The 13,798-nt window shown below is 70.6% G+C and carries 13 protein-coding genes; 5 read left to right on the top strand and 8 right to left on the bottom strand.

The annotated features are described in order from the left end of the window. Positions 1–16: 16 nt before the first annotated feature. The 5 genes from AB0K15_RS17140 to hppD form a co-directional block, all read right to left on the bottom strand. Entirely contained in the window at positions 17–454 is a 438-nt protein-coding gene (locus AB0K15_RS17140) for a hypothetical protein (protein WP_364050565.1), read from the bottom strand. Continuing rightward, a complete protein-coding gene (locus AB0K15_RS17135; protein ID WP_364050562.1) occupies positions 432–4,382 on the bottom strand; it encodes a hypothetical protein in 3,951 nt (1,316 codons plus the stop codon). Before AB0K15_RS17135 ends, AB0K15_RS17140 begins: the two co-directional genes overlap by 23 nt. Continuing rightward, positions 4,382–4,696, bottom strand: a complete 315-nt coding sequence (locus AB0K15_RS17130) for a type VII secretion target (RefSeq protein ID WP_364050559.1) — start codon at positions 4,694–4,696, stop codon at positions 4,382–4,384. Before AB0K15_RS17130 ends, AB0K15_RS17135 begins: the two co-directional genes overlap by 1 nt. Positions 4,697–4,733: 37 nt before the next feature. Next, positions 4,734–5,282, bottom strand: coding sequence for a YbaB/EbfC family nucleoid-associated protein (locus AB0K15_RS17125; RefSeq protein ID WP_364050556.1), 549 nt, complete (start codon positions 5,280–5,282; stop codon positions 4,734–4,736). Between the two features lie 301 nt (positions 5,283–5,583). Then, positions 5,584–6,783, bottom strand: a complete 1,200-nt coding sequence (gene hppD / locus AB0K15_RS17120) for a 4-hydroxyphenylpyruvate dioxygenase (RefSeq protein WP_364050553.1) — start codon at positions 6,781–6,783, stop codon at positions 5,584–5,586. 121 nt (positions 6,784–6,904) lie between these two features. On the opposite strand from hppD, the gene AB0K15_RS17115 reads away from it, so the two are divergent. Then, positions 6,905–7,369, top strand: coding sequence for an Lrp/AsnC family transcriptional regulator (locus AB0K15_RS17115; RefSeq protein ID WP_326838059.1), 465 nt, complete (start codon positions 6,905–6,907; stop codon positions 7,367–7,369). Here AB0K15_RS17115 and AB0K15_RS17110 read toward each other — a convergent pair. From AB0K15_RS17110 to AB0K15_RS17100, 3 genes are all read right to left on the bottom strand, one after another. Next, complete coding sequence (locus AB0K15_RS17110) at positions 7,366–8,178, bottom strand: MBL fold metallo-hydrolase (protein WP_364050550.1); 813 nt, start codon at positions 8,176–8,178, stop codon at positions 7,366–7,368. The two genes, AB0K15_RS17115 and AB0K15_RS17110, sit on opposite strands and share 4 nt — an antisense overlap. A 76-nt stretch (positions 8,179–8,254) precedes the next feature. Further along, positions 8,255–8,752: a transcription elongation factor GreA gene (greA, locus tag AB0K15_RS17105; RefSeq protein ID WP_360594206.1), complete on the bottom strand. Its 498-nt coding sequence runs from the start codon at positions 8,750–8,752 to the stop codon at positions 8,255–8,257. A gap of 198 nt (positions 8,753–8,950) precedes the next feature. Further along, entirely contained in the window at positions 8,951–9,406 is a 456-nt protein-coding gene (locus AB0K15_RS17100; protein WP_364050546.1) for a DUF4307 domain-containing protein, read from the bottom strand. Positions 9,407–9,564: 158 nt separating this feature from the next. On the opposite strand from AB0K15_RS17100, the gene mca reads away from it, so the two are divergent. The 4 genes from mca to AB0K15_RS17080 all read left to right on the top strand — a co-directional run bounded on the left by mca (position 9,565) and on the right by AB0K15_RS17080 (position 13,548). Further along, entirely contained in the window at positions 9,565–10,479 is a 915-nt protein-coding gene (gene mca, locus AB0K15_RS17095) for a mycothiol conjugate amidase Mca (protein WP_364050543.1), read from the top strand. Next, positions 10,476–10,820, top strand: coding sequence for a hypothetical protein (locus AB0K15_RS17090; protein ID WP_364050540.1), 345 nt, complete (start codon positions 10,476–10,478; stop codon positions 10,818–10,820). Before mca ends, AB0K15_RS17090 begins: the two co-directional genes overlap by 4 nt. A 61-nt stretch (positions 10,821–10,881) precedes the next feature. Then, positions 10,882–12,873 (top strand): thioredoxin domain-containing protein, encoded by a 1,992-nt coding sequence (locus AB0K15_RS17085; protein ID WP_364050537.1) that lies wholly within the window; start codon positions 10,882–10,884, stop codon positions 12,871–12,873. A 117-nt stretch (positions 12,874–12,990) separates the two neighbouring features. Next, the gene (locus AB0K15_RS17080) at positions 12,991–13,548 is read left to right on the top strand and encodes a hypothetical protein (protein WP_285972553.1); all 558 of its coding nucleotides are present in this window, start codon (positions 12,991–12,993) and stop codon (positions 13,546–13,548) included. Positions 13,549–13,798 lie beyond the last annotated feature (250 nt).

Genomic DNA, 13,798 nt, shown 5'->3' with positions numbered 1-13,798 from the left:
GGCACGGGCGCCGCGGTCACTTCTGGGCCCGCAGGCGCTCCTGCTCGCCGCCCTCGTCGAGCAGCTTCCGCAGCCACGCCGGCACGTGCTCGTCGTCGCGGGGGTACGCCTCCAGATCACGCGTGAACGCGCTGGGATGCAAGGGCGGCCACCAGTTCGGGTCGCCGTCGAGGTCGTAGGTGAACTCCGGCGGGGAATCCGGGCGCAGCGCGACCTTCGCGGAGAACCACGTGCCGCGGCCGGGTTCGTACATCTCGTCGCGCAGCGCGCGGAACGCGGCCTTCACGGGCGCGGGCAGCTCCATCGAGCCGGGGGAGCCGTCGCGCATCCGCACCTGCAGCGCGAAGTCGTTGGCCACCACGGTCGCCGACACCGTGAGCACGATCTCCGCCCACCCGGGCGGCGCCGCGTTGCCCAGTGCCGTCGCGATTTCAGCGGGGACGGGATCGGTCACTGTACTGCCTGTTCTTTCCGAAGTTGATGTCCGCGGGGTTGTTCGGGAACTCGCGCTCCTTGGTCACGCGCGAGATCTCGACGGGTTGCCCGTTCTCCAGGACGACGTGCCCGTTGGCGTCGGTCTTGTAGACCACTTCCTGCCAGCGCATGGTGACGCTCTCCGGCACGCCGTTGCTGTCGCCGTGCATGGCGACCTGGTAGTTCTGGATGTCCTGGCCCTCGGTGTTCGCGAACTTCCCGAGCTCCGTCTCCTGGTTGCGCCACGAAGCCTCGTGGATCCAGCCGTCGCGGTAGTTGCCGCTGTTGGACGCCGCCATCTGCGGGTGCATGTTGACGTACTCGCCCGGCCCGCCCATCTCGTTGGCCGCGAGGTGGCCGCCCGCCCAGCGCACCTTTTCGTACTTGTCGCCGTACTCGGGGTGGTTCGCGAACGCCTCCTTGCCCTCGCCGCCGGAGCGGTTCTGCGAGTTGGTGTCGCGGAAGGTGTCGTTGCGGCCGTCGAAGCTCGGGTCGCCCGTCATCGCGTCGGGCTTGCCGTTCTCACCGATGTGGAACGTCCACGATTTCGCCGGGTCGTGGAAGTTCGGCACGCGGTACTGCGCGCCCGGGATCAGCGGGTAGCGCAGGTCGGGGTTGTGGTTGGGCGACGACGTGCCCGGAGTGGCCTCGACGTGCGTGATGTGGCCGTCGGCGTCGGTGTAGAACCGCGTGCTGGCACCGTTTTCGTAGGACACGTGGTACTTGGCGTGGCCCGCCAGCGGACGTTCGCCGTGCAGCGTCTGCGGCACGCCGTCCGGGTCCGGGTCGGCGTTGCTGGTCCGCGCGGGTACGCCGTCGAGGTCGCGCGGCGAGTCGATGTCCGGGTGGCCTTCGCGATGGCGCGGGCCGGCGAACTCGGAGTCGCCGGGCCGGTCCCAGTCCACGAACCGCCGGTCGAACTCCGGTGAGTCCGGGTTGTACGTGCGAGTCGCCGGAGGAAGGTCGAACTCCTCCTCCGGGACGCCCCCGTTGGCGTCGTCGCCCCGCGCGTGAGCGCTGTCGGCGTCGACGTCGTGCGGGTCGTGGTGGTGCGACTCGGGCGCGAAACCGTCCTGACCGGCGTGGTGCGACGTGCCGTCCGGGTGGTGCACGGACCACTCGCCGTCCGGCGGGATCCGCGGCCGCATCCGGCCGTCCGGGCCGACCTCGTAGTCGGACGAGAAGACCCGGCCGTTCGCGTCGGTCCAGGCCGGTTTGGTCGGCGCCATGACGTCGGTGTCGAGCTCGCGCGAGAGCCGGTTGGCGAAGTCGTTGGAGCCGGCGTCGCAGCCGATCAGGCGGATGGGACGGCCGTCGTAGTCCGGGTTGTGGCGCAGGACGTCGGCGAACTCCTCCGGTGTGTAGTGCCGGTCGCCGATGCGCGCGTGCCCGTCGGACGTCACGTGCACGTCGACGGTGTAGCGCCCGTCCGGATCCGGCTGCACGCGGTGGGGGAGGTCGCCCAGGTCCGTGTCGCCGCGGTGGTACGAGGTGCCCGACGGCGTGCTTTCGGAGTGGTGGTGGTTGACCTCGTCCGGTGTCAGTGGTTCGTCGTCGTGGTGGTGCGGCTCGCCGTCGTGGTCGGGCGCGCCGTTGTGGTCGGGCGTGTCGTGGTGATCGGACGGATCGTGGTGGTCGGCGTTGTCGTGGTGATCGGCGTTGTCGTGGTGGTCGGGTGAGCCGTCGGTGTCGTGGTGAGGTGCCCCGTCGTCCGGCTCGTTGTGATGGGGAGCGTGGTCGTCCGGCTCGCGGTGGCGCGGGGTCCGGTCGCCGGGCTTTCCCTCGGGAGTCCGATGTGGACTGTTGGCCTCCGGGCGGGTCGCGGTCGGCGAGCCGCCACGCGCGACGGGCTCCGGCGCGTCGGCCGGCCGCCGCGGCCCGCCCGCCGCCGGGTCACCGGGACGGCGCGAGCCGTCCGGGCCCTGAGGCGAGCGCGGGTTCGGGTCACCCGGGCGGCGCGGTGAACCCGAGTCGGGTCGCCGCGACGAGGGCTCGGGACCCTCGCCGGGCCGCCGTGCGGAGGGCCCGCGATCGGGGCCGGTGCGCGGGCCTGAGGGTTCCGGGGTGCGCGCGCCCGGGCTGCCCGGCGTGCCGGTCCAGCCACCGCCGCTGCCGGGGCGGGCCGCCGGTGTGCCACCGGGGACACCGCCCGACGGCGAACCTGCCGGAGCGCCACCACCCTGCGGCGGCAGACCGCCGGCGACGGGCTGGTTCGGCGTGGCGGAACCCGACGGACCCGCGCCATCGCCGGTGCGCGGCGCGGGGGCGCTGGGCGCGGGTTCGTCGACCTTCGGCGGCGCGTAGCCCGACGCCGAGGTCGAGTTGTCGCCGGAACTCTGATGTGACGACGGCGAGCTGCTCCCGGAAGAGCCACCGCCGGAGTGGGCCGGGGCGCCGCCGCCGGACCCGCCGCTGCTGTGGGACGCCGAGCCGCCGGACGGTGAGCCGCCCGCCTGCGACGAGCTCGGCGCGTCGCCAGTGTGGGCACTCGGCGCGTCGCCCGTGTGCGAGGGCGTGGAGCTGCCGCCGCCGGACGGCGAAGAGCTGCCCGCGTGGCTCGGCGGAGAACCGGTGTGGCTCGGCGACCCGCCGCCGGACGGACCGCTGGTGGTGTGCGGCGTGGAGCTGCTGTGGGAGGCGGAATCGCCGCTGAACGTCGACGCCGAGTTGTCGCCACCGGCCCCGCCCGTGTCGCTGTCGTGGGTGCCGTTTCCCGTGCTGCGGCGCGACGAGTCGCCGGAAGAACCGTCCCTTGTGGAGGGACCACCGCCGTCCGGGCTGGTCGATGCGGAGTCCCCGTCACCCGAGTGCGAGCCGGTGGAGTCCGGATCACCGGAATGCGAGCTGCCGGAGTCCGCGTCACCGGAGCGCGAACTGCCAGAGTCCGGATCACCGGAGTGCGAACTGTCGGCGTCCGAGTCACCGGAGTGCGAACCGTCTGAGCCGTCTGAGCCGTCAGGACTGTCCGAACCTTCGCCGCCGGGCGAGTCCCCGTCACCGTCGGAGCCACTGTGGTGCGAACCACCGCCTGAGCCGCCGCCACCCGTGTGGTGGGCGAACCCGCCGGCCTTGATGTTCTTGGTGCTGATCACGTCGAGGCCGGTGACCTTGCCGGCCAGCTTGCCGAGGATCTTGATGATCTTCGTGAAGACGTCGGCGAGCTTGCCCAGCAGCGGCGACACCCGGCGCATCGTGTCGCACAGCTTGGTCAGCAGGCCGCTGATCTTTTCGCCCCACTTGGAGATCGCCGTGACGGCCTGCGCGACCACCAGCGGCGTGCCGAAGCCGAGGGAGAAGACCTCCTCCAGCACCCACGAGATCAGCTTGCCCACCAGGTCGGCGATCAGCTGCCGCACGGTCTCCCGCACGAACGACACGACCTGGCCCATGATCATCGTGACGGTGCCGATCGCGCTCGCGACCGTGGCAGCCCCGCCGAGTGCCTCCGCGCACTCCGCCGCGCCCTTGCGGTACGCGTCGGCCGCGTCGCCCGTCCACTCCGCGGTGCCGGTCTTGACCGCGTTGGTGTAGTCGGCCTGCCTGTCCTGCAAGGCTTTCGCGACGTTGCCCCAGGTGTCCGCGTAGGACTGGATCACGGGCGGGTTGCCGGCCACCGAGTCGAGCATGTCCTTCAGCGGCTGTACGTGCTCCATGAGGAACGACGCCACCGACGACATCAGATAGCCGAACGGGTCGATCGCCGCGCCCGCGATCTCGCCCGTGAGGCTCAGCACACCGAGGCCGCCCGAGACCCAGTCGCCGTCCTTGATGCCGTTGAACGCGTCCATCGCCGACTCGGCGACGCCGATGCCCGTGGCGTAGCCGTAGTCGCCGTTGCCCGCCGTGAGCGGCCCGGGGCCGTCGCCGTCCTGCTTCGCCTGGACGACGAGCGGGTTGCCGTCGGCCATCAGTCGGGCACCTTCGTCGAGGCGATGGCGTCGGTCGTGCCGGTTTCGTAGGTCTCGTACGCCTGCGCGGCGTTGCGGAGCTTCTGCGCCTGCGCGTCCATTGCCGTCACGGTGTTCTGCAACGCGTTGATGCCGAACTCCTCCACCGGGTCGAGCATGGCCCGGAACGGCTGGCAGAGGATGCCGTACGCGTCGGTGGGCATGCTGACCTGGTTCGCGGCGTCGACGGCCTGCCGCAGCCCGTCGCCGATCCCGTCGAGCTGGCGCGCGTGCGCCTCGAGGTCGCTGCCGACCTCATATCCCTTAGGTGCCATGGTGTTCATCCCCCAGGATGGCTGTGCGAAACCGGACTCAGGAGAGGATCGAGCCGCCGAAGTCGTCGTCATCGTCGGACGTCTCGGCCCGGCGATGACGCGGTGGTGGCGGTGGCGGCGCCTGGTGCCGCGGCGGTGCGGCCGGTGGCGGCGGAGGCGGGTCGTTGTCCTCGGGCCCGAACCGGTGCACGGGTGCGGGTGGCGCCGACGGCTCTTCCGGCGGCGGCGCGGGGAACGTGCTCTTCGCGTCTTCCACGAGCTTGTCGCCGGTGGCGTCCTGGCCCAGCGTCTCGGAAGCAACCTGTTGCAGCAACTCGGGAATCCGCGCCTGCGCCTTCTGCACGAGCTGCATCACCTGCGCCGACACCTCGGCCATCCGCTTGCCGCCCGCGGACTCGGAGATCACGAGGTTCTTCAACAGCCCCTTGGCATCCACGGTCACCTCGACCGAGCCGTCCTTCGCCCGCTCGGTCACGGTCTGGCCCTGCATGCGGTCGGCCATCGCCTGGTAGCGCGCAGCAGTCTCCTGTAGCTGCCGCGTCCAGCCGTCCACCATCCGCTGGCTGGCGTCGACGTCGTCCGACATCGGGCCCCCATTCCTCTCGAGCCGACTTCCCCAGAGTGACGGATCCGGCCCGCCCCAGGTTCCCGTGCCGTCCGAATTGATCCGATCGGCCCAGTTTGCCACCCGGGTCAACCGATCTGGCCGGCACCTGAAATCGACTGTACGTGCTCGCACCGACACAAAACGTGGCAAGCGGCCCGCCCGCGACTTTTCGTCGCGAACGGGCCGCTCGTACCACTCAATCCTTGACAACCACGCCGATCGGGGGTTTCCTGTGGCGCCGCAAGGCGTCGGAGATCGATCAGATGCGGCCGCGAGAGCGTCAGAGATTGCCTCGGCGCTCCTGCTCCCGCTCGATCGCCTCGAACAGCGCCTTGAAGTTCCCCTTCCCGAACCCCAGCGAACCGTGCCGTTCGATGAGCTCGTAGAACACCGTGGGCCGGTCGCCGATCGGCTTCGTGAAGATCTGCAGCAGGTAGCCGTCCTCGTCGCGGTCGACCAGAACCTTGTGCTCCTGCAACGTTTCGATCGACACCCGCACCTCGCCGATGCGCGCGCGCAGCTCCGGGTCCTCGTAGTAGGAGTCCGGTGTGTCGAGGAACTCGACGCCCGCGGCCCGCATCGCCGTGATCGTGGCGATGATGTCGTTGGTGGCCAAGGCGATGTGCTGGCAGCCGGCGCCCTCGTAGAACTCGAGGTACTCGTCGATCTGCGACTTCTTCTTCGCCACGGCGGGTTCGTTCAGCGGGAACTTCACGCGGTGGTTGCCGTTGGACACGACCTTGCTCATCAGCGCCGAGTAGTCGGTGGCGATGTCGTCGCCGATGAACTCCGCCATGTTCACGAAGCCCATCACGCGGTGGTACCAGTCGACCCAGTAGTCCATCTTGCCGAGCTCGACGTTGCCGACGCAGTGGTCCACCGCCTGGAACAGCCGCTTCGGCGCACCTTCGGGCCGCGTCACCGTGCTCTCGCGCGCCTCGAACCCGGGCAGGTACACACCGGCGTAGCGCGACCGGTCGATCAGCGAGTGGCGGGTTTCGCCGTACGTCGCGATCGCGGCCATCCGCACGGTGCCGTGTTCGTCGGAGACGTCGTGCGGCTCCTCGAGGATCGTGGCGCCCTGCGCGCGGGCGTGCTCCACGCACTTGTCCACGTCGGTCGTCTCCAGCGCGAGGTCGCTCACGCCGTCGCCGTGGCGGCGGTGGTGGTCGAGCAGCGGCGAGTCCGGCCGCACGCCGCCGGTGATCACGAACCGCGCCGAGCCCGACTTGAGCACGAACGCCTTGCGGTCGAACCGACCCGTCTCCGGTCCGGAGTACGCGACGAGCTGCATGCCGAACGCGACCTGGTAGAACCACGCGGTCTGCGTCGCGTTGCCGGCGACGAAAACCACCGCGTCGAGAGCCTTGACCGGGAACGGGTCGTTGGTGGCGTCGTGCTCGACGAGCCCCACGAGCTGACGGAGCTGGTCGAAGCTGACGTCGTCGAGTGCGCCCTGCGGATCCATGGTGTGGGTCATGCCCTGAAGCATGGGTCCGTCACGGCAAGATGAGCAACGGTCGCCGATTTCACTGGACAATGTGCGCAGCGGAAAGCCGTATGCTGCGGTCAACGTGGACAACCTGCGCAGGGAGGAAACCGTGCTCGACTCGCTCGACGCCCGGCTGTTGCTGCTGCTCACCGACTCGCCCCGGCTGGGCGTGCTGGAGTGCGCGCGCCGCCTCGGCGTCGCGCGCGGAACCGTGCAGGCGCGCCTGGACCGGCTCACCGAACGCGGCATCCTCGGCGGCTTCCCGCCCGAGCTCGACCTCGCCGCGATGGGCTACGGGCTCACCGCGTTCGCCGTGCTGGAGATCGCGCAGGGCCGGCGAGGCGGCGTAGCCGAGGCGCTTGCCGCCATCGAAGAGGTGTGCGAGGTGCACGCGACCACCGGGCAGGGCGACCTGTTCGTCCGCCTGGTCGCGCGCGACAACGACGACCTGCAACGCGTGATCGACGAGGTGGTCGGCGTGGACGGGGTGCTGCGCACGTCGACCTCGATCGCGCTGTCCACGCCGGTGCCGCCGCGCGTGCGGCCCCTGCTGGAGCGCACCGCGCGCGGTTAGAACGCGTCGAGCGCGTGGGCCAGGTACCGCTTCGCCGAACGCTGCACGACCTCGTGCCCATCGCTGCGCACGATCCGGTCCCACCACGCACCGTAGATCGCGTCGAACGCGTACGGCTCCAGCAGTTCCGCCGCGCGGCGCACCACGCTGGGGCGTTCGGGAATCAGATTCGGGTAGCTGTACATGAAACCGACGTGGGTGCGGTCGGGGATGACCTGCACGATGTCGCCCGACAGCAGCGCCCCGCGGCCTTCCTCACCCGCCGGCCAGTGCAGCACGGTGCCGCCGGTGAAGTGCACGCCGAGGTTGATCAGCCGCAGGTCGTCGGCGACGTCGAGCGTGGTGCCCGACCAGAGCCGGATCGACGGGTCGGGGCGCCCGATCCACTCCTGGTCGGCTTCGTGCAGGTAGACCGGCGCGTCGAAGGCGTGGGCCCACTCGACCATGGTCGTGTAGTAGTGCGGATGGCTGATCGCGATACCCGTGATGCCGCCGAGGTCGGTGACCTGCCGCACGAGCTCGTCATCGAGGTAGGCGGCGCAGTCCCAGAGGAAGTTGCCGGATTCGGCCCGCACGAGCAGCGCCCGCTGCCCGATCGCGAAACCGGGTTCGGAACCGATGCCGATCACGCCCGGTCCCTGCTCTTCGACGCGCGGGCGGTACTCGCCGCTCGACCGCAGCGTCGCGAGGTCGGTCCACGCCTGGCCGGTGAGAGGGACGTACTGGCGTTCGTCCTCGCAGACCGGACAGTCGTCACGGGGTCCGGGGTACTGCATTCCGCAGGCGCGGCACATCGGTTCGGTGCTCATCGTGGCCTCCCAGTGGTGTTCAGGGGCCACGCTAGTCGCGTACCCGGCTCTCGTGAGCCGGGTACGCGAAGACCGATCAGGCCTCGCTGTAGGGCACGGCCTTGACCAGCGTGACCTGCTGCGTACGGCCGTTGGGCAGCTCGTACTCGCGCGACTCGCCTTCCTTGGCGCCGAGCAGGGCCTTGCCCAGCGGCGACTCCGGGGAGTACACGTCGAGCGCGCCCTCGGCGCCCTCTTCGCGGGTGGCGAGGAGGAACTTCTCCTCGTCGTCGTCGCCCGCGTACTTCACGGTGAGGACCTTGCCGGGACCGGCGGTGCCGTCGTCCTCGGGAGCCTCGCCGACCTTCGCCGAACGCAGCAGCTCCTGCAGGTGGCGGATCCGCGCCTCGGCCTGGCCCTGCTCTTCGCGCGCCGCGTGATAGCCGCCGTTTTCCTTGAGGTCTCCCTCTTCGCGGCTGTCGTTGATGCGCGCAGCGATGACCGGACGATTCTCGATCATTTCGTCGAGCTCGTGCTTGAGCCTGTCGTAGGCATCCTGGGTCAGCCAGGTCACCTTGTCGCTCACGGTCACCATCTCCTCGTCGGGCCTGCCAGGCTTGGGTGTACAAGCCGGCCTCCGCACGGGCTCACTGCGCCCGCACGGCTGGGATAAAGGAAAAACACGGCCCGCCTCGGGCCGTGCTGGTGTGTCAGCTTATCACGGCAGGGTGCAGCCACGCCGGTCCATTCCACGCCGCGCGGACACCCACCGCGCATTTCACCCCGTTGGCCGCTATGGGGTTGACATGTAACGTGGTATAGAGTACGAGCAGCCGTACACGTCGGCCGTCACCGGTTCCCCGATGCTCTTCACCACCGTGCTCACCCGGCTGTGGCCGGCCCCGGCGGGAACCAGCACCTCTTTCCGGCCGCTCTCGGAGCCGGACCTGTCCTGCACCCGCACGACGCAGACCCCGGGCTTGTCCGGGTCGTCACGCGTGACGTTGATGGTGATCTCCATCGCGTTGCCCGGGCGGGGTTCGAACGCCACGCGCTCGGCGTCGATCGACGTCTGGCCGAGGTTGACGTAGGCGATCCACGCCACAGCGAAGCCCGCGACCACCGCGATCGCGGTGAAAACCCAGCGCTTCCAGCGTTTCGACCCGGTCTTGCCCGCCGACCCGTACCGGTCCGCGGGCGGCGCCGGACGGGCGTCTCCCTCGGCGGTTGCGGTCTCTCCGGTCTGCAAGTCCGGGCCTCCGGTCGTTCTTGTCGTACCCGTGGGGACAATGGGGGGAGCCCGCCTGGGGGCACCACCTGTCGTCGAGTATCCGCGAGCCGTTCCGGTGGCGTGGAGCCGGGGCAGGCTACGACGGAATAACGGGACACGAAAGGGTCGTTCGGAACATGGTGCGAGCTGACGAGCTGATGACGAGCGACCGCGCCTCAAACCTGCGTCTCATGGCGGTGCACGCGCACCCGGACGACGAGTCCAGCAAGGGCGCCGCCACGATGGCGAAGTACGTCGCCGAGGGCCATGAGGTCATGGTCGTGACGTGCACGGGCGGTGAGGCGGGCAGCATCCTCAACCCCGCCATGGACCGCCCCGACGTGCTGGCCAACATGGCCGAGATCCGCCGCGACGAGATGGCGCGCGCGGCGAAGATCCTGGGGGTCCAGCACCGCTGGCTCGGCTTCGTCGACTCGGGGCTGCCCGAGGGCGACCCGCTGCCGCCGGTGCCCGAGGGCTCGTTCGCCGTGGTGCCGCTGGAGGAGTCCACTGAGGCGCTGGTGCGCGTGGTGCGGGAGTTCCAGCCCCACGTGCTGATCACCTACGACGAGAACGGCGGGTACCCGCACCCGGACCACATCCGCACCCACGAGGTGTCGATGGCGGCGTTCGACGCGGCGGGCGACCCGAACCGCTTTCCCGACGCCGGCGACCCGTGGCAGCCGCTCAAGCTGTACTACGTGCACGGCTTCTCCAAGGCCCGGATGATCGCGTTCGACACCGCGCTCAAGGCGGCCGGCCTGCCCTCGCCGTACGAGGAGTGGCTGAAGTCCTGGGACCCCGACCGGGCCGACATCATGGAGCGGGTGACCACCCGGATCGAGTGCGGTGAATACTTCGAGGTGCGCGACGAGGCGCTGAAGGCGCACGCCACGCAGATCGACCCGACCAGCCGCTGGTTCGCGGTCCCGCTCGAGATCCAGCGCGAGACGTGGCCGACCGAGGAGTACGAGCTGAACCGCTCCCTGGTGGACAGCACGCTGCCGGAGGATGATCTGTTCGCCGGCATCAAGGAGAAGGTGAGTCCATGAGTTTCGGTGTGCCGGCCGTCGCGGTCGCCCCGCTGACGGCGTCGGCCCTGTTCCTGGCCCAGCAGCCCGACAGCGGTGACAACGGCGGCCAGGGTGAGGACTTCGGCAAGTCCTCACCCGTCGGCCTGCTGGTGCTGATCCTGTTCCTGATCGCGGTCGCGTTCCTCATCCGGTCGATGAGCAAGCACCTGAAGAAGGTGCCGGCGAGCTTCGACAAGGAGGAGGCTTCCGCTGAGGGTTCCGACGCTTCGGGCGAAACGCCGGAGCCGGACGACGCGGGCGCGCGGGTCGAGGTGAAGGCCGCCGAGCCGGCCGACCCGGCGCGGGCCAAGTCCGACTGACCTCGCCCGCCGGGCGGGTGCGCCTGACCGGGTGAGGCAGGCGCCGTGCCACCCTGGTGACATGGCGAACCGACTGGCGGACGCGACCAGCCCGTACCTCCTGCAGCACGCGGGAAACCCCGTCGACTGGCGCGAGTGGGGGCCTGAAGCGCTGGCCGAGGCGCGGGAGCGCAACGTGCCGATCCTGCTGTCGGTCGGTTACGCGGCGTGCCACTGGTGCCACGTGATGGCCCACGAGTCCTTCGAGGACGAGGGCACCGCGGCGCTCATGAACGCGCACTTCGTGAACATCAAGGTCGACCGCGAGGAGCGGCCGGACATCGACGCGGTCTACATGGCCGCCACCCAGGCCATGACCGGCCAGGGCGGCTGGCCGATGACCTGTTTCCTCACGCCCGAGGGTGAGCCGTTCCACTGCGGCACCTACTACCCGCCGACGCCGCGGCCGGGCATCCCGTCGTTCGGGCAGCTGCTTGTGGCCGTCTCGGAGGCGTGGGCGGAGCGGCCCGAAGACCTGCGCGAGGGCGCGCAGCGGTTGATCGGGCACCTCACCGAGCAGAGCGGGCCGTTGCAGGCTTCGGCGGTGGACGCCGGCGTGCTGGCCGGTGCCGTGGAGAAGCTCGGGGCCGAGGTCGACCCCGTCCACGGCGGGTTCGGCGGCGCGCCGAAGTTCCCGCCGTCGATGGTCCTGGAGTTCCTGCTGCGCCACCACGAGCGCACGGGCTCGGCTGAAGCGCTGTCGCTCGCTTCGTCGACCGCGGAGGCCATGGCCCGCGGCGGCATCCACGACCAGCTTGCCGGCGGCTTCGCGCGGTACTCGGTGGACGCCGAGTGGATCGTGCCGCACTTCGAGAAGATGTTGTACGACAACGCTTTGCTGCTCCGGGTTTACGCCCATTTGGCGCGTCGGGGGTCTTCGTTCGCTCTGGGCGTCGCCGAGGGGATCGTCCGGTTCCTGGAGGCCGATCTGCTGACCGCGGAGGGCGGCTTCGCGGCTTCGCTCGACGCGGACACCGACGGCGTCGAAGGTCTCACGTACGTCTGGACGCCCGCGGAGCTGCGCGAAGTGCTCGGTGAAGACGACGGTGCGTGGGCGGCTTCGGTGTTCTCGGTGACGGAGGACGGGACGTTCGAGAAGGGCTCGTCGACGCTGCAGCTGCCGGGCGATCCGGAGTCTGCCGACCGGTTCGAGCGCGTGCGGCGGGCGCTGCTGACCGCGCGAGCTTCGCGGCCGCAGCCGGCGCGTGACGACAAGGTGGTGGCCGCGTGGAACGGTCTCGCCATCACCGCGCTCGCCGAGGCGGGCGTCGCGCTGGAGCGTCCACAGTGGATCGAGCTGGCGAGTGGGGCGGCGTCGCTGCTGCTGTCCACGCACCTGGTGGACGGTCGCCTGCGGCGCAGCTCGCGCGACGGCGTGGCCGGCGTGCCGGTGGGTGTCCTCGAGGACTACGCGTGCCTGGCCGACGGGCTGCTCGCCCTGCACCAGGCCACGGGGGAGCCGCAGTGGCTGGAGGAGGCTTCGCGGCTGCTGGACCTGGCGTTGGCGCACTTCGCTTCGGATGCCGCGGGCGCGTACCACGACACCGCGGACGACGCGGAAACGTTGGTGCAACGTCCTGCCGACCCCACGGACAACGCGAGCCCTTCGGGGGCTTCGGCGTTGGCGGGTGCCTTGCTGACGGCTTCCGCGCTGGCCGGTCACGAGCGGGCCGGGCGGTATCGGGACGCGGCCGATGCGGCGTTGCAGCGCGCCGGCCTGCTGGTCGACCGGGCGCCGCGCTTCGCCGGGCACTGGCTCTCGGTGGCTGAGGCGGCGCAGTCGGGGCCGGTGCAGGTGGCCGTCGTCGGGGAGGGCCGGTCGGCGTTGGTCGCGGCGGCTGCGCGGCAGATCCACGGTGGCGGTGTGGTGCTGGGTGGCGCTCCGGACGCGCCCGGCGTGCCGCTGCTGGCGGACCGTCCGCTGGTGGACGGAGCTGCGGCGGCGTACGTCTGCCGCGGTTACGTGTGCGATCGCCCGGTGACCTCGGCGGGGGAGCTGCTCGCGCAGCTCTGAGTTCCGCCCCTGGTGAACAGTGTCCTACCTGAGGAGTATTCGGCGTAGCTTGAGTAGCGAGGTAATCATGTAATCGCGGAGGCGAACATGTACACGCACTTCGAGGTGGTGGGACACATGGGACGAGGTTGGAAGGGCCGCGGCGGCTGGCAGCAGGCCGAGGTGCCGTCGGCCGAAGACGCGGCCGCCTGGCTCGGCGGGCGCCTCCCGGACGGCTGGTTCACGGGCGACCCGGAGGTCACGGTCGACCGCGAGGAGATCATCATCGTGGGCGAGCTGCCCGCGCTGACCGGCGAATACGCCGACGACGCGGCCCGCGCGGCCGCCGAGGACGGCCGCATCAGCCGGTTCCGCGAGGACACCCGCGACGAGCGCATCGAGATCGCCCGGCAGGCCGAGCACCGCTACCAGCGCAAGGTGGCTTGGGGCGCCAAGCTGGGCGGCACGCAGGTGCTGTTCACGACGCTGTCCGCGCCCGTGATGACGCGGCTGCGCCAGCCCGAACGCCTGGTCCTCGACACCCTCGTCGCGGCCGGCGTCGCCCGCTCGCGCTCCGAGGCGCTGGCCTGGGCCGTCCGGCTCGTGGGCGAACACGCCGACACCTGGCTCGCCGAGCTCCGCGACGCGATGACCAAGGTCGACGACCTGCGCTCGAAAGGCCCGGACCTGAGCTGACGGCCGGTACCGGCGGGGACTCTCGTGCTTCGGCGCGAGAGTCCCTTTCGTGTGTGGGGGCCTGGTTCGCGGCGTTCCCGACTGTGGCGGCGCGGTGTTTCGCGCGGGCCCGAGTGTCCCCGTCGCGGGTGAGTCGATCGCCGTTCGTGCGGTCTGGCGATGGTGTTTGCGGGCCGAGCAAGGGCGGTCGCTGCCTCTCGACTGTGGTGGTGCGGTGTTTGGCGCAGGGCGCGAGTGTCCCCGTCGCGGG

The organism is Amycolatopsis sp. NPDC049253 (assembly GCF_040678995.1).
Lineage (GTDB): Bacteria > Actinomycetota > Actinomycetes > Mycobacteriales > Pseudonocardiaceae > Amycolatopsis.
Note: the sequence above shows the minus strand (reverse complement) of the source record. Positions and strands in the feature narration are given on the sequence as shown.

Bases quoted from the DNA above. Each gene is read 5' to 3' on its own strand.
- AB0K15_RS17130 (WP_364050559.1), bottom strand. From the start codon at position 4,696: ATGGCACCTAAGGGATATGAGGTCGGCAGCGACCTCGAGGCGCACGCG.
- AB0K15_RS17090 (WP_364050540.1), top strand. From the start codon at position 10,476: ATGAGTTTCGGTGTGCCGGCCGTCGCGGTCGCCCCGCTGACGGCGTCG.
- hppD (WP_364050553.1), bottom strand. From the start codon at position 6,783: ATGACCCACACCATGGATCCGCAGGGCGCACTCGACGACGTCAGCTTC.
- greA (WP_360594206.1), bottom strand. From the start codon at position 8,752: ATGGTGACCGTGAGCGACAAGGTGACCTGGCTGACCCAGGATGCCTAC.
- AB0K15_RS17110 (WP_364050550.1), bottom strand. From the start codon at position 8,178: ATGAGCACCGAACCGATGTGCCGCGCCTGCGGAATGCAGTACCCCGGA.
- mca (WP_364050543.1), top strand. From the start codon at position 9,565: ATGGTGCGAGCTGACGAGCTGATGACGAGCGACCGCGCCTCAAACCTG.
- AB0K15_RS17135 (WP_364050562.1), bottom strand. From the start codon at position 4,382: ATGGCCGACGGCAACCCGCTCGTCGTCCAGGCGAAGCAGGACGGCGAC.
- AB0K15_RS17125 (WP_364050556.1), bottom strand. From the start codon at position 5,282: ATGTCGGACGACGTCGACGCCAGCCAGCGGATGGTGGACGGCTGGACG.
- AB0K15_RS17085 (WP_364050537.1), top strand. From the start codon at position 10,882: ATGGCGAACCGACTGGCGGACGCGACCAGCCCGTACCTCCTGCAGCAC.
- AB0K15_RS17080 (WP_285972553.1), top strand. From the start codon at position 12,991: ATGGGACGAGGTTGGAAGGGCCGCGGCGGCTGGCAGCAGGCCGAGGTG.